This window comes from Halobacterium sp. KA-6, from assembly GCF_021029015.1.
Lineage (GTDB): Archaea > Halobacteriota > Halobacteria > Halobacteriales > Halobacteriaceae > Halobacterium.
This window is the reverse complement of record NZ_JAJJZH010000001.1, coordinates 399,193-425,215: the sequence shown is the minus strand read 5'-3', so window position 1 is coordinate 425,215 and position 26,023 is coordinate 399,193. Positions and strand designations below refer to the sequence as shown.

Sequence of the window (26,023 nt, the reverse complement as noted above, 5' to 3'; positions counted from 1 at the left end):
GATGGTAGGTGCATTCGACTTCACTCCGGCCATTCCGCTGCTGCCGTTCGCCGCGTTCCTCGTGGCGCTGCTCGTCGGCCACTTCGCGCCGCGGCTGCTGCCGAAAGGCGGCGCGATTCCCGGCATCCTCGCGACCGCCGGGTCGCTGCTGTTGTCCCTCTGGACGTTCCTGGCAGTGAGCGGCGGCAGCTACCACGCACAGGACATCTACACGTGGGTCGTCGGCCAGAACACGTTCAGTCTCCACTTCGGCATCCTCGTCGACCCGCTGTCGGCGATGATGCTGGTCATCGTGTCGCTGGTCGCCGTCCTCGTGCACGTGTTCAGCCTCGGCTACATGAACGACGAGGGCGAGACCGGCCTCCCGCGGTACTACGCCGGCCTCGGCCTGTTCACGTTCTCGATGCTGGCGTTCGTCGTCGCGGACAACCTCCTGATGGCGTTCATGTTCTTCGAGCTGGTCGGGCTCTGCTCGTACCTGCTCATCGGGTTCCACTTCCGGGAGCCCGGTCCGCCGAGCGCCGCGAAGAAGGCGTTCCTCGTCACGCGCTTCGGGGACTACTTCTTCCTCGTCGGCGTCGTCGGCATCCTCGCGACGTTCGGCACCGCGCGGTTCGTCGCCGTCGGTGACGGTGTCCACAGCTTCCCGCACCTCGCCGAGCAAGCGCTCGCGGCTGCGGGCGGCGAGGGCACGATGCCCGAACACGTCGCGCACTTCCTCGACGTCGTCGGCATGAGTCCCGAGACGTGGTTCGCGATTCTCGGCCTGCTCGTGCTCGGCGGCGTCGTCGGCAAGTCCGCGCAGTTCCCGCTGCACACGTGGCTGCCGGACGCGATGGAGGGCCCGACGCCCGTCTCCGCGCTCATCCACGCCGCGACGATGGTGGCGGCCGGCGTCTACCTCGTCGCGCGCATGTACGGCTTCTACGCGCTGCTCCCGACCGTCCTCGCGATTATCGCGCTGGTCGGCGGGTTCACCGCGCTGTTCGCCGCGTCGATGGGCGTCGTCAAGGACGAGCTCAAGCAGGTGCTGGCGTACTCGACAATCAGCCAGTACGGCTACATGATGCTCGGGCTCGGTACCGGCGGCTACATCGCCGCAACCTTCCACCTGATGACCCACGCGTTCTTCAAGGCGCTACTCTTCCTCGGCGCCGGGTCGGTCATCATCGCGATGCACCACAACGAGGACATGTGGGACATGGGCGGCCTCCGCGAGAAGATGCCCGTGACCTACTACACGTTCCTCTCCGGCAGCCTCGCGCTCGCCGGCATCGTGCCGTTCTCGGGCTTCTGGTCGAAGGACGAAATCCTCTACGAGGCGCTCATCTACGGCGCCGGCGACAGCCCGATTCTGCTCGCCGCGTACGCGATGGGGCTGCTCGCGGTGTTCTTCACGGGCTTCTACACGTTCCGGATGGTGTTCCTCACCTTCCACGGCGAACCCCGCAGTGACACCGCCCGCGACCCCCACAGCGTCCGCTGGAACGTCAAGCTCCCGCTGGTCGTCCTCGGGATTCTCGCGGCCACCGTCGGCCTCGTGAACATGACGCCCGTCGCGGAGCTCACGGGCCTCCACATCGAATACCTCCAGCAGTGGCTGGTGATTCCGGAGGCCAGCGACTTCGCCGCGCTCGGCTACGACAACTACCACCACCTGCTCGAAGAGTTCGCCGGCTACAAGGCCGCAGACATCGGCCCGCTCGCGCCGGGTGCCGTCTCGCTGGCGCTCGCGCTCGGCGGTGCCGGCCTCGCGTGGGTGCTGTACAACGTCGACTCGCCGACCGAGCACACCGAGAAGCTCGGCGACGTCAAGACCGTACTGTACAACAACTACTACCAGGACGAGTACCAGGTGTGGCTCGCGCGAGGCGTCACGCTCCCGCTCGCCCGCGCCGCCGACACGTTCGACCAGGGCATCGTCGACGGCGTCGTCAACGGCGTCAGCAGCGTGAGCCTGTTCGCCGGCAGCCGCGTCAAGCGGATTCAGGACGGCCTCATCACGCACTACGCCGCCCTGTTGACGCTGAGTCTGGTCGTCCTCCTGGTGGCCTTCGGCCTCCTCGGGGGGTGGTTCTGAATGTTGATCGAAGCACTCATCGCCGTCACGTTGGTTTCGGCGTTCGTCGTCATGCTCGCGCCCGACAAGGTCGCGGGCAAGCTGGCGTTCGCCCTGAGTCTGCTCCCCGTCGCGGGGAGCCTCTGGATGTTCGGACAGTTCGACGCGAGCGGGAACGCGCTCTTCGAGAGCGGGTCGCTCGCGTTCGAGACGACCGCGCGCTGGATTAGCGTCGGCCCGTACGCGCTCAACTGGCACGTCGGCCTCGACGGCATCAGCATGCCGCTGGTCGTGCTGTCGACGCTGCTGACGTCGCTGGCCATCGTGAGCGCGTGGACGCCGATTCAGGAGCGCCAGAGCCAGTTCTACTCGCTGATGCTGTTCATGCTGGCGAGCCTCCTGGGCGTGTTCACGGCGCTGGACTTCTTCGTCTGGTTCGTCTTCTGGGAGTTCGTGCTCGTGCCGATGTACTTCCTCATCGGCATCTGGGGCGGCCCGCGCCGGAAGTACGCCGCCATCAAATTCTTCGTCTACACGAACGTCGCCAGCCTGGTGATGTTCATCGGGTTCGTGGCGCTCGTGTTCGCGCTCCCGGTCCAGACGATGGACCTGCCGGCCATCGCGGCCGCGCTCGACGCTGGCAACTTCCAGACGACGTACGGCCTCGGTGCCGAGACCCTGAAAGTCGTCGCGTTCTTCGCGATGTTCCTCGGGTTCGCGGTGAAGGTGCCGTTGGTCCCGCTGCACACGTGGCTGCCGGACGCCCACGTGCAGGCCCCCACGCCGGCCTCCGTGATGCTGGCGGGGGTGCTCCTGAAGATGGGGACGTACGCGCTGCTCCGGTTCAACTTCACGCTGCTGCCGGGCGTCGCGCGCGACTACGCGGTGCTCATCGCCATCTTCGCCGTCGTGTCGGTCATCTACGGCGCGATGCTCGCGCTCGCCCAGCAGGACCTCAAGCGCATCGTCGCGTACTCCTCGGTGTCGTCGATGGGGTACGTGATTCTCGGGCTCGTGGCGTACAACGTCTACGGGCTCGGCGGCGCGACCTTCCAGATGGTCGCCCACGGCCTCATCTCGGGGCTGATGTTCATGTGCGTCGGCGTCATCTACAACGTCGCCCACACGCGCATGGTCGGCGACCTCTCCGGCATCGCGGACAAGATGCCGGTGACCGCTGCGGTGTTCGTCGCTGCGGCGTTCGGCTACATGGGCCTGCCGCTGATGGCGGGCTTCGCGGGCGAGCTGTTCATCTTCCTCGGCGGCTTCAGCGCCACCTTCCCGTACGCCCAGCTGTTCACGGCGCTGGCGATGTTCGGCATCGTCGTCGTCGCGGGCTACTTGCTGTTCGCGATGCAGCGCGTCCTCTTCGGGCCGTTCAGCGCGGACACGGACTACGACATCGTGCCCGCAGCGCCCCACGACGCGGTCGCCATCGTCGTGCTGGTGGTGCTGGTCGTCGTGCTCGGGACGGTCCCCGAGGTGTTCTACGACATGATTCAGGACGCGGTCAACCCGATGGTGGACTCGCTGCCGGAGGTAACCGCCTTCCTCACCGGGGGTGAGCTCTGATGGTGGAACTGCCACCGCTGACGCCCCAGCTGCTACTCGGGCTGACGGCCATCGTGCTGTTCGGCATCGACATCGTCGCGCCCGACGCGCGGAAGAACGGGCTGCTGGCGTCGGTGAGCGCCATCGGCACCGTCGCCGCCGCCGCGACCGCGGTGTGGTTCCTCGCGGCCGGCTCGGGCGACTACCGGTTCGTGCAGTTCGACGGCGCGCTCGTCGTGGACGCGTTGAGCCTGTTCTTCGCGTTCGTCGTCGCGAGCGTCGCCACGCTCGTCGTGATTGCGAGCTACGACTACATCGAGGGCGAGGAGCACGTCTCCGAGTACTACTCGCTGGTGCTGCTGGCGGCGACCGGCATGTCGCTGATGGCGGCCGCCAACAGCCTCGTGACGGTGTTCGTCGCGCTGGAACTGGCGAGCCTGCCGTCGTACGCGCTCGTTTCGTTCCTGAAGACCGACCGCGGCAGCGTCGAAGCCGGCCTGAAGTACTTCCTCATCGGCGCGCTGTCCTCCGCCGTGATGGCGTACGGCATCAGCCTCGTGTACGCCGCGACGGGCACGCTCCTGCTGGACGACATCGCGGCCGAAGTCGCCGGCAACCAGTTCGGCGGCGTGCTCGGTCTCGGCATCCTGCTGCTCGCCGGCGGGTTCGCGTTCAAGACGGCCTCGGTGCCGTTCCACTTCTGGGCACCGGAGGCCTACGAGGGCGCGCCCGCGCCGATTAGCGCGTTCCTCTCGTCGGCGTCGAAGGCCGCCGGCTTCGCGGTCGCGTTCCGCGTGTTCACGACCGCGTTCCCGCTCGACGCGGTGGCCGCCGTCGCCATCGACTGGTCGCTGCTGTTCGCCGTGCTCGCGGTGGTCACGATGACCCTCGGGAACTTCGCGGCGGCCACGCAGAACGAGGTCAAGCGGATGCTCGCGTACTCCTCCATCGGACAAGCGGGCTACGTGCTGATGGGGCTTGCCGCGCTCCAGAGCGGCGCTGCGGAGGCGAACGCCTTCGTGCTCGGTGCGTCGATGACCCACCTGCTCGTCTACGGCTTCATGAACACGGGCGCGTTCCTGTTCGTCGCGCTCGCGGAGTACTGGGACGTGGGCCGCACGTTCGAGGACTACAACGGGCTCGCGACCCGCGCCCCCGTGGCGTGTGTCGCGATGACCGTGTTCATGTTCAGCCTCGCCGGCCTCCCGGTCGGCGGCGGCTTCCTCTCGAAGTACCTGCTGTTCGCGGGGACCGTCCAGGCTGGCTTCGCGTGGCTCGCGGCCATCGCGGCCATCAACAGTGCGCTGTCGCTGTACTACTACTCGCGAGTCGTCAAGGCAATCTGGATCGAGGACCCCAGCGACGACCTCTCGCTGGCCGGGACGCCGACCGGCCTCTACACCGCCGTCGTCGCGGCGGCGGTGGCGACGGTCGTCCTGCTGGTGGCGTTCGACCCGGTCGCGCAGACCGCCGTCCACGCCGCCGACGTCCTGTTCGCGCTGTAAGCGAACGGGGCACAACGGTACCTTTTAGCGGATTCAGCAGCTATCACGGGTCAACGAATGGTTTCTCGGCTCGTGCTCGGTTGCGGCACGACCGGTCACGCCCTCGTCGAACACCTCTCACAGCGCCGCGGCGAGCTGTTCGTGCTCGACGGCGACGCGAGCCGCGTGGAGTCGCTACGCAACGAGAAGGTCGCCGCCGAGGTCCGGGACGTCACCGACCCCGCCGAGATTAGCGGGTTGGAGCGCGACGTCGACGTGGTGCTGGTGGCGACCGACGGGGCCGCCGCCAACCGGCTAGCCGCGGAGGCCGCTCGCGAGGTCTACCCGGACGCCGAACTCGTGGCGTACCTGGGGTTCGAGGCGACCAGCGACGACCGCGAGGCGCTGGACGCGGTCGCCGACCGCGTTGTCGACCCCGGGGCGGCGATACTCGACCACGTCGAGGAGGTCGCGACCGCCGAGGGTTCCGGGAAACTGCAGGCGCTGCGCACGACGCTCGAAGCCATCGACGGGACGCTGGGCGTGTTCATGCACGATAACCCCGACCCGGACGCTATCGCGACGGCCGTCGGGCTGTCGCGCATCGCCGCGGAGTTCGGGGTCGAGACGGAGGCGTATTACTTCGGGGAGATTTCCCACCAGGAGAACCGCGCGTTCGTCAACCTCCTTGACCTCGACCTCCGGAACGTCGAGGCCGGCGAGGAACTGGACTTCGACGCCATCGCGCTCGTGGACCACTCCGCGCCCGGCGTCAACGACCAACTCGACCCCGAGACGGAGGTGGACATCGTCGTCGACCACCACCCGCCGAACGACGACGTGGAAGCCGACTTCGTGGACATCCGCCCCGGGCTGGGTGCGGCCAGCACCATCCTCGTGGAGTACATCCGCGGGTTCGGCCTCGACGTCGAGACCGAGGTCGCGACGGCGCTTCTGTACGGCATCCGCGTGGACACCGACGACTTCGCCCGCGAGATTACGACCGACGACTTCGAGGCGGGCGCGTGGCTGCTGGACCGCGCGGACACCGACATCCTGGAGCGCATCGAGAGCCCGTCGGTGAGCGCGGACACCCTCGACACCATCGCGCGCGCCATCCGCAACCGCGAACTCGACGGCTCCGTGCTGGCCTCCTGTGTGGGCGCCATCTCCGACCGCGACACGCTCGCGCAGGCCGCCGACCGCCTGCTCGCGATGCGGGGCGTGACGGTGACGTTCGTCTACGGCTACACCGAGGGTACCATCTACGTCTCCGCGCGGTCGCGGGGCAGCGACGAGGACCTCGGCGCAGTGTTGCGGTCGGCGTTCGACGAGATGGGGAGCGCGGGCGGCCACGCGGACATGGCGGGCGCACAACTCCCACTCGGGCTGTTCGACGACGTCGGCGAGGAGGCCGAGCAGACGCTCACGGAGATGGTCGAGGACGTGGTGGCAACGCGGTTCTTCGAGGCGGTTCGCGGGGGGTGAGTTTTTCCCGGTCGACGCGTAACGGGCACGTGATGGATTCGGCCCTCGACCACAACGGCGCGAAACCCACGGTCGACGACTACATGACCCGTGACGTCGCGACCGTCTCCCCCGACGACACCGTGCGCGACGTCGCGACCCGCATCTCCGAGAGCGAACACAACGGCTTCCCGGTGACCGAGGGGCGGCGCGTCGAAGGGTTCGTCTCCGCGCGGGACCTCCTCCTCTCCGACCCCGACGAACTCGTGTTCAAGGTGATGAGCGACGAGCTCATCGTCGCCCACCCCGAGATGAAGGTGACCGACGCCGCCCGGGTCATCCTGCGGTCGGGCATCCAGAAGCTCCCGGTCGTCGACGACGCGGGCAACCTCGTCGGCATCATCTCGAACTCCGACGTCATCCGCTCGCAAATCGAGCGCGCCACGCCCGAGAAGGTCGGGAAGCTCAAGCGCACCCTGGAGACGATTCACGGCATCGAGGCCAGGGAGGAGCGCCGCACCGTCGAACTGGCCGAGCTGGTGCCGACCCAGGGGAAGGTGTACGCCGACGAACTGGAGGGCCGCCAGTACGAACTCGAACACGGGCTCGCGGAGCCGCTGGTCGTCATCGACAACGGCGGCGTCGAACTCCTGCTGGCGGACGGCCACCACCGCGTGATGGCCGCCGAGCGCGCGGGCATCGGGGAGATGGACGCCTACGTCATCGTCCTGGAGCGCCGCGTCGACCTGGGGATGGCCCGCACCGCCGACAAGGAGGGCCTGGAGTCGATTTCGGACATCCACGTCGTGGACTACGCCCACCACCCGCTCGTGGAGACTATCGAGCGCCTGCAGTAGGCGCGCCTACACCTCGTCGACGGCCAGCGTGTCGTCGACCCGTAGCGTCACGTCGTCGTCCCCGACAGCGACTGTGAGTTCGACAGCCGAGCCGTCGGCCGTGAGGTCGGCGCTGTCCGGGTCCCACACGAACGACAGGCTCGCGGGGAGTTCGCGCTGCGCGTCGACGCCGTGGTCGTAGTACAGCGAGACGACCGCGGGGTGGCCCATGACGGCGGCCGCGGCCCGCGTGGTCAGCGACAGCCAGCAGTTCTCGCAGGCGAACGTGGCGTTGACGTGGCCGTCCTCGGTCTCCTCGAACTCCGCGACGGCCACCGGCGCGGAGCAGACGAAACAGACGCCGTCCGCGAGCGAGCGCAGGTCGCGGTGGACGTCGCCGACAGCGAACGCGAGCACGTCCTCGATGGTCGCGTCCGCGACGGCCGTCGGCGGGACCGAGCGCTGGAGAAACAGCCCGTGGTCGTCGCACTCGACGGAGACGTAGTGGTTCTCGTAGCGCGCAGTCAGCGCTGCGCCGCAGTGCGGGCAGTCGTGGTCGACCAGACCCGACCGCGGTTCGGGGTCGTGGCTGTACGTCCCCGACTCGATGGAGCCGATGGCGCGGAGGCCGACGGCCGTGGGCGCGTAGCCGCCGTCGCGCTTGCGCACGAACTGGTCACGGAGCTTGTCGAGGTGGTAGTTGAACCGCCCGGCGTCGTCGACGCCGACTGCCCGACGGAGTTCCGCGAACGGCACGCTCGTCTCGCCAGCGGGGTGTTCGCGGTCGCTGAGTTCGCGGAGGATGGCGACGCGGACGGGGTCCGAGAGCACGCCGAACGCGTCGGCGACGCGCGCGGCGTCGGCGGGGTGGTCGCTCATACGCCCGCATCCACAGCCAGCGTCAAAAACCTAGCACGGGACCGCCCTCGTATCAGATACGAAACAGAACAGTCGTTCTGGAAACCATTAACCGAGTCGCTGGCGGACTCGTGGCCATGCAGCGCACCCACCCTGAACGGCGGGCCGACGAGCCCGCCGACTCCGCCGGCGACGAGGTGCTCGTCGTCGACGACCTCCAGAAGACGTACGGCGACGGCGAGGACGCCGTGCGCGCCGTCGACGGCGTCTCTTTTTCCGTCAAGCGCGGCGACGTCGTCGGCGTGCTCGGGCCGAACGGCGCCGGCAAGACGACCACAATCAAGTCGATTCTCGGGCTCGTCGTCCCGACCGGCGGCACCGTCGAAATCGCTGGCGTGGACGCCCACGACGACCCGCGAGCGGTCTATCGGCACGTCGGCGCGATGCTGGAGGGCGCGCGCAACGTCTACTGGCGGCTCACGGTCCGCGAGAACCTCGATTTCTTCGCGGCGCTCGGCGGACAGAACCCCGCCGCTGCTCGCGGGCGCCACGACAGCCTGCTGGCGCAGTTCGGCCTCACCGAGAAGGCCGACGAGACGGTCAACGACCTCTCGCGGGGGCAGAAGCAGAAGGTGTCGCTGGCGTGCACGCTCGCCCGCGGCACCGACGTCGTCTTCCTCGACGAGCCGACGCTCGGCCTCGACGTCGAAGCGTCGCTGGAGCTGCGCCGCGAGCTCCGCCGGCTCGCCGACGAGGAGGCGATTACGGTCGTGCTCTCCAGCCACGACATGGACGTCGTCGAGGACGTCTGCGACCGCGTCGTCATCCTCTCGGAGGGCGAGGTCATCGCCGACGACCCAATCGAGGACCTCGTGCGCGTCTTCGAGACGCAAGCCTACCGCGTCACCGTCGACGGCGACGTTCCCGAGCGCGTCCGCGAACGCCTCGCTAACTCCTTCGACGTCGCGGAGTGGGAGACGGTGGGCGGCCGCACGCGCTTCGACGTGACGCTCACCGAGGGCGACGCGCTCTACGACGTCCTCGACGTGCTCCGGGACGCGGACCTCGCGCTCGCGGACGTCGACGGCCTCGACCCGGACCTCGAAGACATCTTCCTCGAAGTCACGGGGCGCACGCTCGGCGAGCACGCGGAGGGGTCGCAGTGAGCGCGCCGACTGACGACACTGGCGTCGGTAGTGACGCCGCGGCAGTCGACACGGGCGTGCGAGGCTACGGCCAGTTCTTCCGCGCGGCGTTCCGGAAGAAACTGCTGTTGCTCGTGCGCTACCCCGTGAACACCATCTCGCAGTTCGGGACGTTCCTGCTGGTCTTTTTCGTCGTGTTCTACGGCGGTCGCGCGGTCGCGCCCGCCGCAATTTCGGAGAGCATCGAGGGCATCATCGTCGGCTACCTGCTGTGGAGCATGTCCATCACGGCGTACTCGGGGCTGTCGTGGGGCGTCACCCGGGAGGCCCAGTGGGGAACCCTCGAGCAGCTGTTCATGTCGCCGTTCGGCTTCGGCCCCGTGATGGTCGTCAAGACCGTCGTGAACGTCCTCGAATCGTTCCTCTGGGGCGCGGCGACGCTGCTCGTGATGATGACCGTGACGGGGCGCTGGCTCACCCTCGACCCGCTGACGGTGCTGCCGCTGGGCGTGCTCGCGCTCGCACCCGCGGTCGGCGTCGGCTTCGTCTTCGGCGGGCTCGCCATCCGCTTCAAGCGCATCGAGAACGCCTTCCAGCTCGTGCAGTTCGTGTTCATCGGGCTCATCGCCGCCCCCGTCGCCCAGTACCCGCTGCTGAAGTGGCTGCCGCTCGCGCAGGGCAGCAACCTCCTGCGGACCGCGATGCAGGACGGCGTCGCGCTCTGGAACCTCCCGCCCGCCGAAATTGCCATCCTCGTCGTGACGGGCGTGGGCTACCTCGTCGCCGGCTACGCCGCCTTCCACTACTGCCAGCGGTGGGCGCGCCGCGAAGGCGTGATGGGGCACTACTGACTGGTTCGCTTCGACGTGGCCTCCCGTTGGTCGTCGACGCCGCTCACGGCTCCCGGTGGTCGCCGTTCGTGCTAGCGTGGCTCGCTTTGCTCGCCACGCACCCCTCGAAAACCCTATGAACGTTCCGGCAAGATTTGAGAGCATGTTCGACGACGAGGAGCTCGCCGACATCCGCGAGGCCCGGGAGGACTGGGAGGACGACACCCTCGACCCCGTGCTCGACGCCTACGGCGAGCGCAAGGAGCGCTTCGCGACCGTCTCCAACGTGGAAGTCGACCGGCTCTACACCCCGGAAGACGTCGCGGACCGCGACTACACCGAGGACCTCGGGTTCCCCGGGGAGTTCCCGTACACGCGCGGCGTCTACCCGACCGGCTACCGCGGCCGCACGTGGACGATGCGGCAGTTCGCGGGCTTCGGCACCGCCGAGGAGACCAACGAGCGCTTCCACTACCTCATCGAGAACGGCCAGACCGGGCTCTCGACGGCCTTCGACATGCCCTCGCTGATGGGCCTGGACAGCGACGACCCGATGAGCCTCGGGGAGGTCGGCAAGGAGGGCGTCGCCGTCGACACCCTCCGCGACATGGAGATTCTGTTCGACGGCATCGACCTCTCGGAGGTCTCGACGTCGTTCACCATCAACCCGAGCGCGCCAGTAATCTACGCGATGTACCTCGCGCTCGCCGACCAGCAGGGCGTCCCCCGCGAGGAGATTCGGGGCACCCTCCAGAACGACATGCTCAAGGAGTTCATCGCGCAGAAGGAGTGGGTCGTCCCGCCGGGGCCCTCGCTGGACCTCGTGACGGACGTCGTGGAGTACTGCGCCGCGGAGACGCCGAAGTTCCACCCCATCTCGGTGTCCGGCTACCACATCCGCGAGGCGGGGTCGACCGCGGTCCAGGAGTTGGCGTTCACGCTCGCGGACGGGTTCGCGTACGTCGAGGACGCCCTCGACCGAGGACTTGACGTCGACGAGTTCGCGCCTCAGCTCTCCTTCTTCTTCAACTCGCACAACTCCATTTTCGAGGAGGTCGCGAAGTTCCGCGCGGCGCGGCGCATCTACGCCCGCGTGATGGACGAGCGCTACGACGCCGAGAAGGGGGCCTCCAAGCAACTGAAGTTCCACACGCAGACCGCGGGACAGAGCCTCACCGCCCAGCAGCCGCTGAACAACGTCGCCCGCGTCACGCTACAGGCTCTGGCGGCGGTGCTGGGCGGCTCGCAGAGCGTCCACACGAACTCCTACGACGAGGCGCTCGCGCTCCCCAGCGAGGACGCCGTGCGGGTCGCGCTCCGCACCCAGCAGATTATCGCCGAGGAGTCCGGCGCGGCGGACATCGTCGACCCGCTCGGCGGGAGCTTCGCCATCGAAGCGCTCACCGACGAGGTCGAGGCGGAGGCGATGGCGTACATCGACGAAATCGAGGCGAAAGGCGACGGCTCGATTCGGGACGGCGTGCTCGCGGGCATCGAAGAGGGATACTTCCACCGCGAGATTCAGGAGGCCGCCTACGAGTACCAGTCCCGCGTCGACGCCGGCGAGGAGACGGTCGTCGGCGTCAACGCCTACGAAGTCGAGGAGGACACCAGCCCGGACACGCTCCACGTCGACGAGGACGCCACCCGGGAGCGCCAACTCGGCCGGCTGGCGGACGTGAAAGCCGAGCGCGACGACGACGCGGTCGCTGACGCGCTAGACACGCTCCGGGATGCCATCCACGGCGACGAGAACACCGTCCCCTACATCGTGGACGCGGTGAAGGCGTACGCGACGATGGGCGAAATCATGCAGGTGTTCGAGGACGAGTTCGGCGGCTACCAGGAGACGGCCGCGGTCGCCTGACTAGAGGTACGCCGAGTCCCACCGCGTCGCCTTCCGCTTGTTCGCGCACTCGCTGCACTCCACGCGCCCCATCGCGTCCATCGAGGTGTCCAGCGACCCGCAGTTCGCGCAGTAGAAGCCGTAGCGGTCCGCGCGGTCGGGCGTGTTGTAGGCCGCGTAGAACGGTGCCTTCGAGCCGCGCTCGCGCTCGTCGTACGCGACGAAGACGGTGCCGCCGTCGACCTCGTGTTCCTCCGTGAGTTCCGCAGCCTCGTCCGCGGGGAGGTTCACGTAGAGGTGTTCGGTGTACGTCTCCCCGGCGATGTCGAGCGTGCGCTTGCCGGTGCGCGCGTAGCCACTCGCCTGGTAGAACTCGTTGCCCGCGCGGTTCGCCGCGAGCACGCGTCCCTCCACACGGTTCGCGCTCCGCTCTAGGAGTTCGGTCTCGGTGTGTTCGAGCAGCCGGCCGCCGAGCCCGCGGTCCCGATGGTCGGGGTGGACGTGCAGCCACTGGATGGCCGCGACGCCGGCCGCGGACGCCGAGGACTGGCCGCCGTCGGGCTGGCGGACGTCGAGTTCGCTCTCCGAGAACGCGACCACGCTGTCGTCGTCCACGACGACGAGGTAGACGACGTCGTCGGCGTCGAGGCGGTCGGCGAGCCGGTCCGTGCCGTACCACTCGTCGGCCGCGGCCGCGACGATGTCCTCGCCGAGCTGGCCGGCGTACGTCGCTTCGAGAGACGCCTCCGCCACGCGCCGGATGCCGTCCGCGTCGTCGTGAGTGGCTTCTCGAACCTTCATGTCCGTTTGCATGTCCTTCCACCCACTAATACCTACCCGCAGTCCACGAACGGTCAGGCGTCGGCGCGCTCGGAGACGAAAACGATAGCCAGGAGGCCGATGCCGAGCAGGACGCCCACGGAGACGACGCCGAACAGCGCGAGGTTCAGCGGGTTCAACTGGAACGTAATCGGGCCGACGGCACCGTAGGCTGCGCCCGACCCTTCCACGAGCGGCCCGGAGGGGCCGCCGCCGTCCCCGTAGACGATGATGCCGAGCACGTAGCCGAACAGCCCGGCGACGGCGACCGCGGAGGCGTACATCCACAGCACCACTCGTCGACCGCGCGTGTCGGGTTCGCTCACGCGCAGTCGTAGGCAGCGGAGTGGGTAGCCTTTTGCGGTGTCGCCGCCAACAGGCCGGGTATGGAAGACAAGGAGCTCATGTTCGTGGTGCTGGCGGGTATCGCACTCCTGATGTTCCTGACCGGCTTCGTGCTCGTTCTCGCGTAGAAAAACTCGTGCGTCTCAGTCCGCGGACTGGGTGTCGTCGGATTCGCCGCCGTCCGTCGCCGGGACGGGCGACTCGCGCTGCTGTTCGTACCACTCCCAGTCGTTGGTGAGCTGGCCCGTCTCGTCGAGGTCCCACGGGTCGCCGCTGTCGACCTTGGGGCCCTCCTTCCAGGAGACGACCATGTTCCACACCCACAGCAGGGTGCTGATGCCGATGAGGAACGCGCCCGCGGTCGCGATCTGGTGGGCGGTGACGAACTGCGGGAGATACGTCGCGTACCGCCGCGGCATGCCGCCGTAGCCGAGCCACAGCATCGCGAGGAAGGTCATGTTCGACCCGACGAGGCCGAGCCAGAAGTGCGCGTGCGCGAACCGCTTCTGGTACATCCGACCGGTGATCATCGGGAACCAGTAGTAGGTGCCCGCGAACAGCGCGAAGCCGATGGCACCGTAGACGATGAAGTGGAAGTGGCCGACGACGTAGTAGGTGTCGTGGAGGATGAGGTCGACGGGGATGGCGGCGAGGAAGATGCCGGTGACGCCGCCGATGATGAAGTTCTGGACGAAGCCGATGCAGAACAGCATCGGCGCGGTGAGCCGGAGCTTGCCGTTCCACATCGTCGTAATCCAGTTGAACACCTTCACGGCGGATGGTATCGCAATCGCGAGCGACACCGCCATGAAGCTCGCGCGGAGCCGGGGGTCGATACCCGTGGTGAACATGTGGTGGGCCCACACGCCGAACGAGAGGACGCCGATAGCCAGCGTGGAGTAGACGACGAACTTGAACCCGAACAGTTTCCGCCCCGAGAACTTCGGCAGCACGAGGCTGACGATACCCATCGGCGGCAACACGAGAATGTACACTTCGGGGTGGCCGAAGAACCAGAACAGGTGTTGCCAGAGAATCGGGTCACCGCCGGCGACCGTGAAGAACGTCGTGCCGAAGTTGCGGTCGAGCAGCAACATGATGAGCGCGCTGCCCAGCAGCGGGAACGCGAACAGAATCAGCCCGGACTGCGTGAGCATCGTCCACGAGAAGATGTCGAGGCTCGGCCAGCCGACGTCGTCGCCGCGCTCGGTGAAGATGGTCGCGATGAAGTTGACCGCACCCATCGTCGCCGAGACCCCCGTGAGGTGGAGGCCGAGCAGCATCATGTCGATGGCGGGGCTGGACATCTGGATGGACAGCGGCGTGTACATCGTCCAGCTGGTCTGGGCGGTCGCGACGCCCGGCAGCAGGAAGCCGCTCCAGACGAGCAGCGCGCCCGGCGGGAGCAGCCAGAACGCGATGGCGTTGATGCGGGGGAACGCCATGTCGTCGGCACCGATGAGCAGCGGGATGAAGTAGTTCCCGAACGCCGCAATCATCGGCGTCCCGAACAGGAACAGCATCGTGATGCCGTGACTGGTCAGGAGGCCGTTGTACAGCGCGGGGTCGATGATGTTCGTCGCGGGTGCGGCGAGCTCGATGCGCATCAGGAGCACGGCGAGGCCGCCCCAGGCGAACGCGATGACACCGTACGTGCCGTAGAGAATCCCGATGTCTTTGTGGTCGACCGTCGTGAGCCACCGGACGACGCCGCCCGGCTTCTCTTCGTGTCCGTGTTCGGTGCGCTCCCCGAGCGCACCGCCGACGTCGCTGAGAGGCGTGTACGACCGCCAGTCCTCGAGGCGCGCGAGGGAAGCAGCCACCGCGACGAGAAGCACGCCCATCAGCACGGTTAGCACCAGTGATGACGAGGCCATGGAGCACAGTCAGTACCGGACCGTAAAGAAAGCTTAGGATTGGGCGCGCCAGCGCGCGCACCGAGAATCACGGGACGCCGCGCAGATTTCGCGCGGGAGACGGCGGCGCGGTCGAGAGCCGGTTCAGCAGTTTCGAGGTGGAGTCTCCGGCCTCAAGGAGTGACCGAAGCGTAGCGAAGGGAGCGAGTAGGCCGGAGAGGAAACCGACATGGGACGATATAACCGACATACTGCGACCACCCGACTCCCAAGTATTTAAGAATCGATGGCATTATATCTGAAATATGGAGGTCCGGCGTACCGCTCCTGTCAAACTCGTCGTTCCTGACGAGCGCCGCGACGACCTCCACGAAACCGCGCGGCAATTTCGTTATTGTGCCAACCGCGCAAGCGAGTTCTGTTGGTCCGATACCTCCTATACCGAGTGCGTCACGGCCAACACCACCGCACGGGACGGACTTTACGACGACCTCCGCGAGGAAACTGGCCTTACCGCGAACCTCGTCCAAGAAGCCATTCGACGCGGCGTCCAAGCCGTCAAAGGATGCGTCGAACGCTGGAGACAGGGTAAGCGCGTGAGCCGACCGGAGTTCACGTCCTGGAGTCTGCTCTACGACAAGCGGAGTGCGACCTTCTACCGGAACAAAGTCTCGCTCTCAACCGTTAACGGGCGTGTCGAGTGTGACTTTGAACTCCCCTCGGACAGCCCCACACCATACGAGGAGTACGTGCTGTCCGAGGAGTTCGAGTTCCGTGCGAGCACGCTCCAGTACGACGCAGTCGACGACGAGTTCTACTTCCATATCACCACGCGGAAGTACGACTGCGACGGAGACGATGGTGGGTCAGCTGAGGTTTCAGCAGATACCGAGCACCAAACAGTTCTTGGTATCGACCTCGGCGTCAACAGTCTCGCCGTCTCCTCAACCGGCACGTTCTGGCAAGCAGACGACTACGACCACTGGACTCAGGAGTTCGAGAAGCGACGTGGTGAGATGCAACAGCGCGGCACGCAAGCCGCGCACAACGCCGTGCGTCGCCTCGGCAAGCGCGAACAAGCGTGGCGCAAACAGTACATCCACACAGTCGCTAACGAAGTCGTCACGGAGGCCCTCTCTTACGACTGCGACGTAATCGTATTCGAGGACTTGACCGATATTCGAGAACGACTTCCCGAAGCGAAGTGGCACCACGTCTGGGCGTTCCGACGCCTGTTCGAGTACGTCTCCTACAAGGCCCCCGAACAGGGTGTCTCCGTGGAGCAAGTCGAGCCGAACCACACGTCCCAACGCTGTTCTCGGACGGACTGTGGGTTCACGCACGACGATAACCGCCACGGCGAACACTTCGAGTGTCAGAAGTGTGGTACGAAACCAGCGCGGACTACAACGCCGCAAAGAACATCGGACTGCGGTACGCTCGGAAGCGACAACACAGCCTCCGTTCCTCGCCCAAGTCGGGGAGCGGAGACGCAGAAGTAGACCTGCGTATAAATGGTGGGACGTTGAACGGCGACGGGTACCAGCGTATTGCTGGCGACTGATTGCCGGGAGTCCACATCAAAGCCACCGAAAGGCATCGCCTTTCGAGGCCTCGACGGAGCAACGTTCCGTCGGTGGCCCCACCCTCAACGAACTGAGGCGCGGAGCGCTGAGGGAGTAGGGTGGGGTAGTTTACTGCGGGCCGACTTCCTCCTCGCCGGTCTCGATGCGCTTGGCCGCCGCGTACGTGAGGATGGAGAGCGCGACCAGCATCCAGCCCACGAGGATGAACTGGATGACGCGTTCGAGCGTGAAGCCCGACCCCCACGGGTTCACGGCCACGAAGGCCACGAAGAAGAACGCGAGGATGGCCAGCGGGACGATGTTGACCGTGAGGTCGAGGAGGGTGTCCGTGTCGAAGATGGTGGAACTCATTAGCGGGAGTTCGGAGCGGCGGACAAATATAGCTTGAGGATTCAGCGCCAGCCCCGGGCTACAGGCGACCGGTTTCGAGGAGGAACAGCGCGACCGACGCGGCGGCGACGACGATGCCGGTGCCGCCGAGTGCGAGGCCACGCGCGGTCGCGGACGTGGCGACGTAGAGCAGGCCGCCGAGCGCCCCGAACACCGCGCCGACCGCAAGCGCGGGCCGGTGCAGCGTGGATGCGAACCCGGATTCGCGGAGGATGCCGACGATGCTGCCCGCGAGCAGCACGAGCCCGCCGACGGCGACGGGAAGCAGCCCGTCGAAGAGGATGCCGATTTCGGAGATGACGAGGCCCAACACGAGCGGAATCGGCCACGGGCTGGCGCGCGGGTACTGGTCGCTCAGTCCCTGCTCCGTTTGCTCGACCATACCACGACGTTCGGCGCGGTGGGTTAGAAAGCCATCGCTTCCGCTCAGACGGCGACCACGGCGTACGTCATCAGGAACCCGAAGTACAGCGCGACGAGCACGGCGAGCGCGCGCAGTCGGAACGACCGAAGGTCCTCGCTCTCGTCGTGGTAGGCGTCCTCGAAGGCGTCGCGCTCGTCGTCGTCGAGGTGCTCGTAGTGTTCGAGCCCGCGGTGGAGCGCGCGCAGGCGCTCGGTCGGGAACGCCTCGCCGCAGTACGAGCACCGGAGCGCGTCGTCGGGAGCGGTGGTATCGGTCATAGGAACGGTGGTTCGGCGGCCGGCTGGCCGATTATCCAGAGGCTGGTCATCGTGTAGAACACCATCACGAGGGTGAGCGTGTACTGGCTGCGAATCGCCTGCAGGCGACCAGGGAGTTCGTCGTAGGCGGTGCCGTGCGCGACCCAAATGGCGAGCAGGTGGCCGAGGAGGACCGCGGCGACGCCGACGCCGGAGAGCCAACTCGGGAGCACGAGCGTGCGCGCGACCGGCGGGTCCAGGGGCGCGAGCAGCGCCCCGAACAGCGACGGGGACAGCGACAGCGCGTACACGAGGTAGTGCGCGAGGTGGTAGCCCGCAGCGATGGCGAGCAGCGACGGCGCGAACCGGCGCGCGAGCACGGCGGCGTCCGTGTACGTCGGCGCGACGTCGCGGGCCTTCCGGGCGGCCCACCAGTAGAGTCGGTGGAAGCCGAGGAAGCCGACGAGGAGTGCGCCCGGGTAGAGCACTGGCGCAGGGACGCCGGCGTCGACGACCGAGCGCGCGAACGACGCCCACGCGGGCGTGCCGACGAACCCGTCGTAGGTCGTCCCCCGGACGAGCGCGAGCAGGAACGCCGTCGATGCCCACGCCGCACGGCCTGGCGAGAGCGCGACGTCGCGTCCGTCGAGCACTCACGCGACCGGGCGCGTGAGCGTCCGGAACGGATTCACGGGAGGCCACGAGTTCCCGACGAGGTACGTCGACATCGCGAACGCCGCCCACCAGCCCACCCAGACGAGCACGATAGCACCGTTCCGGAGCGGCTCGGTCGGCCCCGCAAACCCAGTGAGCAGGACGAACGCGAAGCCGGCGAGGCCGACGACGTGGCGGACCCACGGGAGCACGCGCCGAGGCGCGGGGAGGTGGTGGTGCCACTCGTGGACGGCCGCGACGAACTCGCGGTCCGTGACGAAACTCGCCAGCAGGAACGACGCGCCGACGACGGCGCCACCCGTCGAGAGGAACAGCCACGTCGGCACCGCCAGTTCCTGCCCGCTGGCGTCGCGGAGGCTGCCGCCGTGCGCGACGGCGACACCACAGACCACGACGAGGCCGACGACGGCACCGAGCACGCGCGCGCCGCGACGAGACATATCTGGGGGTTACCGGCGGCTCCTCGTGAGGATTGCGGTACGGCTCCGGCGCGGACGGAGTTGGATGGGTTTTTAGTATTCGCCCCGCAACTCGCTGGTATGACCGTCACGGACGACTCAGAGGACCACGGCCACCACCTGCCGGCCGTGGAGGACTGGCCGAAGGGCTTCGGCGAGGCCAGCTGGTGGCCGTTCGTCACCGCCGTCGGTGCCGCCGGGTTCTACATCGGCGCCGCGCTGTACGTGCTCGGACAGAACGAGACGTTCGGGTTCGTCACTCCGATGGTCGGGCCGGCCGTCTTCGTGGGGAGCGTGTTCGTCTTCCTCGCGGGCCTGTACGGCTGGGTGTACCACGCCTTCGTGAAGCACTTCTGGAGCCGGGAGACGACCGGCGGCGCGGCGCTCCGCTGGGGGATGATGCTGTTCCTCGGCACGGAGATTGCGACGTTCGGTGCCGGGTTCGTCTACTACTTCTTCATCCGCGCGGGCTCGCAGTGGTCCCAGGCAGTCCAGCACGTTCCCGAGGGGTTCCTCGGTGCGCTCGTGCTCGCGAACACCGCCATCCTCGTGGTGTCCAGCATCACGCTGCACTTCGCGCACGTCGCGCTCCGGGAGGGCAACCGGTCGCGATTCCTCTCGCTGCTCGTCTCGACGCTCGTGCTCGGCGTGATATTCATCGCCGGCCAGGTGTACGAGTACTACGAGTTCATCGTCCACGAGGGGCTGTCGCCGACCGGCGGCATCTTCGAGAGCGCGTTCTTCGGGCTGACCGGCCTCCACGGCCTCCACGTCTCCCTCGGTGCGGTGCTGCTGGCCATCGTCACCGTCCGCGCGTTCAAGGGCCAGTACTCCCACGAGCGCGACGTCTCCGTGGCCACCGTCTCGATGTACTGGCACTTCGTCGACGCCGTCTGGATCTTCCTCGTCGTCGTGCTGTACGCCGGCGCGGTCGTCAGCTTCTAAGCGACCGCCGTCTTTTTTCGCGTCTGCCGCGAACGCGCAGGCATGACAGTCGACGCCGACCGGCTGCGCTCGCTCGTCGACGCGCCGGTCGTCCACCGCAAGTCGGTGCCGAGCACGAACGACCTCGCGCGCGCCGAGGGCCGCGACGGCGCAGCCCACGGCACGTTCGTCGTCGCGGACGAGCAGACCGCGGGCCGCGGCCGCACGGGGAACGTATGGGCGTCGCCGCCGGGCGGCGTCTGGTCGAGCACGCTCGTCTACCCCGACTTCGACGCGAGCCACGTGGGCCGGCTCACGTTCGCGGGCGGGCTCGCGGCCGCCGAGACCGTCGAATCGTTCGGCGTGGACGCGGCCCTGAAGTGGCCCAACGACGTGGTCGTCGGCGACGACGCGCGGAAGCTCTGCGGCGTGCTCACCGAAGCGGTCGTCGACGAGGTGCCGGTCGCCGGTAAGCCCGTCGACGAAGTGCTGCCCGGCACGGACCCCGCGGACGCCGAGTTGTCGTTCGCGGTGCTGGGCGTCGGCGTGAACGCGGCCCTCGACCCGAGCGACCTCGACGTAGAGCGGGATGTGACGACGTTGCGGGCGGAAGTCGCGGACGTGGACGCGACGGCAGTCGCGGCGACGCTGCACGAGCGACTGCTCGCGTGGGTCGAGCGCGTCGGGACCGACGACGGATTCGCGGCGGCGCTGGACGCGTGGCGCGAGCGGAGCGCGACGCTCGGCGAACGCGTGCGCGTCGAAACGCGGAGCGGCGAGACGGTCGTCGGCGACGCTACCGGTGTCACGTCCCGTGGCGCGCTCGTCGTCAACACGGGCGACGAGGCCGTCGCCGTCACGGAAGGCGAGTGCAGTCGGCTCCGGCGCGCGTAGCTACGCGGCGAAGCGGTGCGGAGCAGCGAGAAAGGAACGAGAGAAGCGTCGTTAAACGTCGATGGTCGTGTTCTCGGGATCCTCGACCCACTCCTGGTAGGTGTCTTCCTCGACGACCGCGATGGTGCCGAGCATCTCGGAGTGACCCTGGCCGCAGAACTCAGCGCAGTAGAGCTGGTAGGTGCCCTTCTCGTTGACCTCGGTGATGAGGTAGTTGGTCTGCCCGGGGACGGCGTCGGCCTTCAGGCCGATTTCGGGCGCGTGGAACGCGTGAATCACGTCCTGTGACTGCGTGCGTATCACGAGCTTCGTGTCCTCCGGGACCACCATCGGTTGGTTGCCGACGTCGACGTCGTCGGTCGCAGCGCCGGAGCTCACCGTGAGGTTCTGTTCGGGGTACTGGTAGTTCCAGTACCACTGAACGCCGACGGCGTCGACGACGACGGTGTCGTCTTCGGCCATCGCCTCCTGGGCGTCGGCCTGCGTCGCCGTGACCGACGGCTGTGCCATCACGCCGTAGGCGGCGACGCCGACGAACAGGAGGACGACGGCGGTGGCGACGGTCCACGTGATTTCGAGCCGGCGGTTCTCCTTGGTCGGTTTCGCCTCGTCGCTGTTCCGGAACTTCCACACCGTGTAGACGAGGATGCCCTCCACGAGCAGCGTGACCGGGAGCGCGGCCGCGAGCAGCATCGAGTTCAGGTTGCGGATGAGCTCCTCGGTCACCGACTGGTACTGCTGGGCAGCGACCGGGTCCACGAAGGCGGCGAGGAAGCCGACGGCGGCGACGAGAACGGGTACGAGCCGCTTGCCTCTCATACTATCGTGGTCGTTCGGAGCGGTTCCATAAATAGGTGCTGAATCGGGGCGTCGGCGAGTCGGATAGGCTAAGTGGGCCGCGGCGTAATCAGCTGACGAGAGACGTTCGTGACTCGAAACATCCCCGACCGGTTCACGGCGGTGCTCGCGGCGGCCGCGATGGGCGTCTACGCGCTGCTCGTCGTCGGCGCGACGTCCGCGCTGACGAACGCAGCCGCAGCGTGTCGCTCGTGGCCGGCCTGCGACGGACGCTGGTACGCCCTCGACTCGCTGTCGCTGGCGGTCGTCTGGGGCCACCGGACCGCCGCCGTCGTCACCGGCGTGCTCGTGCTCGCCGCCGCGGTGATGGCGTGGCGGCGTGACTCCTCCGCGCGCGTTCGCGCTGCGGTCACCGTCGCGCTGGCCGCCTACCCGGTCCAAATCGCGGTCGGCGCGCTCACTGCGACGACGCCGGCTTCGGCCGCGCTCGGCGGCGCACACCTCGCGCTCGGCGTGTTCATCTTCGCCGGGCTGGTCGCCGCGCTCGCGTGGACGCTGGAACTCCAGACGGGCCACCTCCCGTCCGCGGAGTGGGAGGGCGAGCCGAAGGGCGACGACGGCGACGACAGTGTCCCCGTTTCGGGGCCGCTGGCGACCGCGTACGCGTACTTCCGGCTGACGAAGCCGCGGCTGATGTGGCTGCTCTGCTTGGTCGCCGCCGCCGGCATGGCGCTGGCCGCTGGGCCGAGCCTCCACGCGGAGACGGTCGTCGCGACACTCGGTGGCGGCGTGCTCGCCATCGGCGCGTCGGGCACGTTCAACCACGTGCTCGAACGCGAGAAAGACCAGAAGATGTCCCGCACCGACGACCGGCCGCTGGCGACCGACCGCATCCCGAAGCGCAACGCCATCGCGTTCGGCGTGACGCTGGCGGCGGCGTCGCTGGCCGCGTTCTACTCGGTGAACCCGCTGACCGCGGCGTTGGGGTTCACCGCCATCGTGTTCTACTCGGTAATCTACACGCTCGTGCTGAAGCCCAACACCCGACAGAGCACGGTCATCGGTGGCGCAGCGGGCGCGCTCCCCGCGCTCATCGGCTGGGCCGCGGTCACGGGCCAGGTGGGCGTCGCGGGCCTCGCGCTCGCGGCGGTCATCTTCCTGTGGACGCCCGCGCACTTCTACAACCTCGCGCTCGCGTACAAGGACGACTACGAGCGCGGCGGCTTCCCGCTGATGCCCGTCGTCAGCGGCGAAGCGACGACGCGCAAGCATATCGTCTACTACCTCGGCGCGACGCTCGTCGCCGCGGTGGCGCTGTCCGCGCTCGCGGGCCTCGGCGTGCTGTACGCGGCGACGACGGTCGTCTTCGGCGGCGTGTTCCTGTACGCCGCGATGCGGCTCCACCGGGAGCGCGACCGCGCCGCCGCGATGCGCGCGTTCCACGCGTCGAACGCCTACCTCGGCTGCCTGCTGGTGGCCGTCGTCGTGGACGCGATGGTGGTCTGAGTGGGCGCGTCAGTCTCGCTCTCCCCGAGCCGATTCCAGCCCACGCGGAAGACGCTGCTGTACGCCGCGTTCCTGCTGAACGGCGAACTCGCCGTCGTCCTGTTCTACTTCGCGGTGTCGGCGTCGGTCCCCACCGACCCCGTGGTGCTGGCGTACCCGTTCGTCTGGATTAACGCCTCCATCTGGGCCGTCTCCCGGGTGGACCTCCCGGACGCCTCCCGGCGACAGCGCGTGTTCGCGCTCGGCGTCGGCCTCGCGTACTTCCTCCTGTTGGGGGGAATCGGCGGCGTCTACATGTTCGACGGCGCTGGCCTCGGCGCGCGCATCTCGTGGCTCTCCCCGGGCTGGGGACCCGCGCTCGTCTACAGCGGGTCCGCGCTCACGGTCAGCCTCCTCCCGTTCAAGGTCGTCGGCTACGCGACGCTGGCGTACCTCGTCGCCGCCACCGTCCTCGACGCCGCGAAGACCGGCGTCGCGGGCCTGCTCGGCTTGCTCGCGTGCGTGAGTTGCACGTGGCCGATAGCCGCGACCGTGTTCACGGGCGCGTTCGGCAGCGCGTCCGCGCTCGCCGCCGCCGCGCAGAACGAGCCGTACGGGCTCTCGACGGTCGTGTTCGTCTCGTCCATCCTCTTGCTCGTGTGGCGGCCGACGCGGTAGCCGACCGCGTTCCGCAGTGCTTTACGTCCGCGCCCGCCGACTCACCAGTATGACTTCCGTTGTCGTCGCCGAGGCCGTCGAGAAGGCCTACGGCGACACCACCGCCGTCGACGGCGTCTCGCTGTCGGTCGGCGAGGGCGAGGTGTTCGCGCTCGTCGGCCCGAACGGCGCGGGCAAGACGACGCTCGTGCGCTGTCTGACCGGCACGACGACGCCCGACAGCGGCAGCGTCGAGTTGCTCGGCGACGAGCCCAGCGAGACGAACGACCAGCGCGTCGGCCTACTGCCACAGGAGTTCGCGCCACCGGACCGCCTCACTGCGGGCGAACTCGTCGGCTACTACGCCGGCCTCTACGACGACGCCCGCGACCCCGAGGCGGTCCTCGCGGAGGTCGGCCTCGACCCCGACACGGAGACGTGGTACGGCGACCTCTCGGGCGGCGAACAGCGCCGCGCGTGTGTCGCCGCCGCGCTCGTGAACGCGCCGGACGTGCTGTTCCTCGACGAGCCGACGACCGCCGTCGACCCCGCGGGCCGGCGCGCGCTCTGGCGCGTGTTCGAGGACCTCGCAGCATCGGGCACGACCATCTTCCTCACGACGCACGACATGGCCGAAGCACAGCGCCTCGCGGACCGCGTCGCCCTGCTCGCGGACGGGACGGTCGCGGCGACAGGAACCCCCCGAGAGCTCGTCGCCGAGCACGGCGGGGAGCCGCGACTGGTCGTCGAACTCCCCGAGGAACCGTCGGAAGCGCCCGACGTGCCGGGTTTCGGCCCCGAGGTGACGCGGGAGGGACTCGTTTTCTCGGACGTTGCACCCGAGGCCATCGGCGACGTCGTGGCCGCGCTCGACGACGCCGGGGTGGCATTCGAGGCGCTGTCGTGGCGCGAGCCGACGCTAGAGGACGCGTACCTCGCGCTCGCCGGCGACGTCGAAGGCGTGGAGGTGAAGCGATGAGCCGGCTGGCCCGCGTTCGCGCGGAAGCGACCGCGACCTATCGGACGTTCCTGCGGCGTCGGACGGCGGTGTTCTTCACGTTCTTCTTCCCGGTGTTGCTCATCGTCATCTTCGCCGGGCTCGTCCGCACGACGTCGGGCAGCGGCGGGCTGTTCACGGAGCCGACCGCGTACTACGTGCCGGCGTATCTCGCCACCGTCGTGCTGTTCACGCCGCTGTCCCGGGTCGGGAGCACGGTCGCGCGCCACCGCGAGGGCAACCGCTTCGAGAAGCTGTCGACGACGCCGCTGACGCGCGCGGAGTGGCTCGCCGCGCACACGCTCGTGAACGTCGCGCTCATCGCCGCGGCGTGCGCGGTGCTGCTCGTCGCGCTGCTCGCGACGGGCGCGTCGTTCGCGCTCTCCCCGTGGCTCGCCGTGCTCGTGCCCGCGACGTCCGTGGTGTTCTGCGGCGCCGGCGCGGTCATCGGGAGCTACGCGGACGGCCAGGACGGCGCTATCGCCGCGAGCAACGGCATCGCGCTCCCGTTACTGTTCCTCTCGGAGACGTTCGTCCAGCCCGACCTGTTCCCGGCGTGGTTCCGGCCAGTCGTGGACCTCTCGCCGCTGGCGTACTTCGCGCGGGGCGTCCGCGCGGCGACCTATGCGGGCGGCGACGTGACGACGAACGCGGCGGTGGTCGTCGCGCTGGCGGTCGCCGCGTTCGCCGTCGGCACGCTCGCGATTCCGTGGACCGAGTGAGAAAGACTACGCCACGAACCCGGTTCGCTGGGTGACTGCGGCCGCGCCCGCGACGACCGACAGCACGACTGCGACGGCAGCGACGCCGACCCACAGTGTGAACGCGAGACTCGCCAGCGCTCCCGCGAGCAGCCACTGCGCGACGCCGAGCGGCACGGCGAGAACGCCGGCGACGGCGGCGGTGCGCGTGGCAATCGTCTTCGCTTGCGCGACGCGGAGCGCGGTGGCGTCCGCCTGCGATTCGGCCGACCCGAGCACCGTCTCCGCGCCGTCGCCCGCGACGAACGTCGTGTTCCAGCAGCGCTCGCAGGGCGGGTCAGGCTCGGGCTGGCGCGTCCCGCAGGCCTTGCAGCGCCACACCTGTTCGTCGTCGGCGGCGTCCATGCTGGCGTCTTCTCCCGATTCCGCGAGCAAGTAGCTATCGATGCCTCCGCGTTCGCGCCCGGATTTCTGCCGACTCCACAGCCGGTACGGGGTGGACTGAGCGAACGCTGCGCGTTCGCGAGGGTCGGAAGACGAACGCAGTGAGTCTTCCGGGACTGAAAGGGGCGGGGCGCTCGACGAACCCAGCCGACGCAAGCACCGAGGGAGCACAGCGACCGAGGCGCGCAGCGAGGCTCGGGAGTCGAGCGCCCCGGGGCTTTCGAGGAAGTGTAGATAGCAGCGAGTCCTACGGCGTAG

The 26,023-nt window shown here is 68.2% G+C and carries 25 protein-coding genes and 1 pseudogene; 15 read left to right on the top strand and 11 right to left on the bottom strand.

The window, feature by feature from the left end; all coding sequences use genetic code 11:
- Position 1 precedes the first annotated feature (1 nt).
- Genes nuoL through LPA46_RS02345 form a run of 5 tightly spaced genes read left to right on the top strand, consistent with a single transcriptional unit; the run spans position 2 to position 7,418 of the window.
- A complete protein-coding gene (gene nuoL, locus LPA46_RS02365; RefSeq protein WP_230891202.1) occupies positions 2-2,080 on the top strand; it encodes an NADH-quinone oxidoreductase subunit L in 2,079 nt (692 codons plus the stop codon).
- The gene (locus LPA46_RS02360) at positions 2,081-3,631 is read left to right on the top strand and encodes a complex I subunit 4 family protein (protein WP_230891201.1); all 1,551 of its coding nucleotides are present in this window, start codon (positions 2,081-2,083) and stop codon (positions 3,629-3,631) included.
- A complete protein-coding gene (locus tag LPA46_RS02355) occupies positions 3,631-5,115 on the top strand; it encodes an NADH-quinone oxidoreductase subunit N (protein WP_230891200.1) in 1,485 nt (494 codons plus the stop codon). Before LPA46_RS02360 ends, LPA46_RS02355 begins: the two co-directional genes overlap by 1 nt.
- Before the next feature lie 57 nt (positions 5,116-5,172).
- Positions 5,173-6,582: a DHH family phosphoesterase gene (locus tag LPA46_RS02350; RefSeq protein WP_230891199.1), complete on the top strand. Its 1,410-nt coding sequence runs from the start codon at positions 5,173-5,175 to the stop codon at positions 6,580-6,582.
- Positions 6,583-6,614: 32 nt separating this feature from the next.
- The gene (locus LPA46_RS02345; protein ID WP_230891198.1) at positions 6,615-7,418 is read left to right on the top strand and encodes a CBS pair associated ParBc domain-containing protein; all 804 of its coding nucleotides are present in this window, start codon (positions 6,615-6,617) and stop codon (positions 7,416-7,418) included.
- Between the two features lie 6 nt (positions 7,419-7,424).
- Here LPA46_RS02345 and LPA46_RS02340 read toward each other — a convergent pair whose 3' ends face one another.
- Positions 7,425-8,276 carry an ArsR/SmtB family transcription factor gene (locus LPA46_RS02340; RefSeq protein WP_230891197.1) on the bottom strand — a complete coding sequence of 284 codons (852 nt, stop codon included), beginning with the start codon at positions 8,274-8,276 and terminating at the stop codon, positions 7,425-7,427.
- Positions 8,277-8,392: 116 nt separating this feature from the next.
- On the opposite strand from LPA46_RS02340, the gene LPA46_RS02335 reads away from it, so the two are divergent.
- From LPA46_RS02335 to LPA46_RS02325, 3 genes are all read left to right on the top strand, one after another.
- The gene (locus LPA46_RS02335) at positions 8,393-9,421 is read left to right on the top strand and encodes an ABC transporter ATP-binding protein (protein ID WP_230891196.1); all 1,029 of its coding nucleotides are present in this window, start codon (positions 8,393-8,395) and stop codon (positions 9,419-9,421) included.
- Positions 9,418-10,251 (top strand): ABC transporter permease, encoded by an 834-nt coding sequence (locus LPA46_RS02330; RefSeq protein ID WP_230891195.1) that lies wholly within the window; start codon positions 9,418-9,420, stop codon positions 10,249-10,251. The genes LPA46_RS02335 and LPA46_RS02330 overlap by 4 nt, the downstream gene beginning before the upstream one ends.
- Positions 10,252-10,393: 142 nt before the next feature.
- On the top strand, positions 10,394-12,097 hold the full coding sequence (locus tag LPA46_RS02325; RefSeq protein ID WP_230891194.1) for an acyl-CoA mutase large subunit family protein: 1,704 nt from the start codon (positions 10,394-10,396) through the stop codon (positions 12,095-12,097).
- Here the strand turns inward: LPA46_RS02325 and LPA46_RS02320 are convergent, their stop codons facing one another.
- From LPA46_RS02320 to ctaD, 3 genes are all read right to left on the bottom strand, one after another.
- Complete coding sequence (locus tag LPA46_RS02320; protein WP_230891193.1) at positions 12,098-12,877, bottom strand: GNAT family N-acetyltransferase; 780 nt, start codon at positions 12,875-12,877, stop codon at positions 12,098-12,100. It abuts the gene before it with no gap.
- A gap of 53 nt (positions 12,878-12,930) precedes the next feature.
- Positions 12,931-13,221: a DUF7520 family protein gene (locus tag LPA46_RS02315; RefSeq protein WP_230891192.1), complete on the bottom strand. Its 291-nt coding sequence runs from the start codon at positions 13,219-13,221 to the stop codon at positions 12,931-12,933.
- Positions 13,222-13,383: 162 nt separating this feature from the next.
- Positions 13,384-15,117 (bottom strand): cytochrome c oxidase subunit I, encoded by a 1,734-nt coding sequence (ctaD, locus tag LPA46_RS02310; RefSeq protein WP_230891191.1) that lies wholly within the window; start codon positions 15,115-15,117, stop codon positions 13,384-13,386.
- Positions 15,118-15,401: 284 nt separating this feature from the next.
- On the opposite strand from ctaD, the pseudogene LPA46_RS02305 reads away from it, so the two are divergent.
- Positions 15,402-16,660 (top strand): annotated as a pseudogene (locus LPA46_RS02305) (RNA-guided endonuclease InsQ/TnpB family protein).
- 130 nt (positions 16,661-16,790) lie between these two features.
- Here the strand turns inward: LPA46_RS02305 and LPA46_RS02300 are convergent.
- From LPA46_RS02300 to LPA46_RS18940, 5 genes are read right to left on the bottom strand one after another with little or no spacing between them, the layout of a single operon-like run.
- Positions 16,791-17,033 carry a DUF6684 family protein gene (locus LPA46_RS02300; RefSeq protein ID WP_230891190.1) on the bottom strand — a complete coding sequence of 81 codons (243 nt, stop codon included), beginning with the start codon at positions 17,031-17,033 and terminating at the stop codon, positions 16,791-16,793.
- 58 nt (positions 17,034-17,091) lie between these two features.
- Positions 17,092-17,454 (bottom strand): DUF7541 family protein, encoded by a 363-nt coding sequence (locus tag LPA46_RS02295; protein ID WP_230891189.1) that lies wholly within the window; start codon positions 17,452-17,454, stop codon positions 17,092-17,094.
- Positions 17,455-17,498: 44 nt separating this feature from the next.
- The gene (locus tag LPA46_RS02290; RefSeq protein ID WP_230891188.1) at positions 17,499-17,753 is read right to left on the bottom strand and encodes a DUF7410 domain-containing protein; all 255 of its coding nucleotides are present in this window, start codon (positions 17,751-17,753) and stop codon (positions 17,499-17,501) included.
- Positions 17,750-18,385, bottom strand: a complete 636-nt coding sequence (locus tag LPA46_RS18945; RefSeq protein ID WP_330166315.1) for a hypothetical protein — start codon at positions 18,383-18,385, stop codon at positions 17,750-17,752. The genes LPA46_RS02290 and LPA46_RS18945 overlap by 4 nt, the downstream gene beginning before the upstream one ends.
- Positions 18,386-18,847: a hypothetical protein gene (locus LPA46_RS18940; protein ID WP_330166314.1), complete on the bottom strand. Its 462-nt coding sequence runs from the start codon at positions 18,845-18,847 to the stop codon at positions 18,386-18,388.
- 99 nt (positions 18,848-18,946) lie between these two features.
- On the opposite strand from LPA46_RS18940, the gene LPA46_RS02280 reads away from it, so the two are divergent.
- Positions 18,947-19,810, top strand: coding sequence for a cytochrome c oxidase subunit 3 (locus tag LPA46_RS02280; RefSeq protein WP_230891187.1), 864 nt, complete (start codon positions 18,947-18,949; stop codon positions 19,808-19,810).
- A gap of 42 nt (positions 19,811-19,852) precedes the next feature.
- Positions 19,853-20,683 (top strand): biotin--[acetyl-CoA-carboxylase] ligase, encoded by an 831-nt coding sequence (locus LPA46_RS02275; RefSeq protein ID WP_230891186.1) that lies wholly within the window; start codon positions 19,853-19,855, stop codon positions 20,681-20,683.
- Positions 20,684-20,734: 51 nt separating this feature from the next.
- Here LPA46_RS02275 and coxB read toward each other — a convergent pair whose 3' ends face one another.
- On the bottom strand, positions 20,735-21,502 hold the full coding sequence (coxB, locus tag LPA46_RS02270; protein WP_230891185.1) for a cytochrome c oxidase subunit II: 768 nt from the start codon (positions 21,500-21,502) through the stop codon (positions 20,735-20,737).
- A 159-nt stretch (positions 21,503-21,661) separates the two neighbouring features.
- Here coxB and cyoE point away from each other — a divergent pair, with 159 nt between their 5' ends.
- Genes cyoE through LPA46_RS02250 form a run of 4 tightly spaced genes read left to right on the top strand, consistent with a single transcriptional unit; the run spans position 21,662 to position 25,342 of the window.
- Entirely contained in the window at positions 21,662-22,987 is a 1,326-nt protein-coding gene (gene cyoE / locus LPA46_RS02265) for a heme o synthase (RefSeq protein ID WP_230891631.1), read from the top strand.
- Positions 22,988-23,644: a DUF7546 family protein gene (locus LPA46_RS02260; RefSeq protein WP_230891184.1), complete on the top strand. Its 657-nt coding sequence runs from the start codon at positions 22,988-22,990 to the stop codon at positions 23,642-23,644. It begins immediately after the preceding gene.
- Between the two features lie 49 nt (positions 23,645-23,693).
- Positions 23,694-24,602, top strand: coding sequence for an ABC transporter ATP-binding protein (locus tag LPA46_RS02255; RefSeq protein ID WP_230891183.1), 909 nt, complete (start codon positions 23,694-23,696; stop codon positions 24,600-24,602).
- Positions 24,599-25,342 (top strand): ABC transporter permease, encoded by a 744-nt coding sequence (locus tag LPA46_RS02250; RefSeq protein WP_230891182.1) that lies wholly within the window; start codon positions 24,599-24,601, stop codon positions 25,340-25,342. The genes LPA46_RS02255 and LPA46_RS02250 overlap by 4 nt, the downstream gene beginning before the upstream one ends.
- 6 nt (positions 25,343-25,348) lie before the next feature.
- On the opposite strand, the gene LPA46_RS02245 is transcribed toward LPA46_RS02250, so the two are convergent.
- On the bottom strand, positions 25,349-25,756 hold the full coding sequence (locus tag LPA46_RS02245) for a hypothetical protein (protein WP_230891181.1): 408 nt from the start codon (positions 25,754-25,756) through the stop codon (positions 25,349-25,351).
- Positions 25,757-26,023 lie beyond the last annotated feature (267 nt).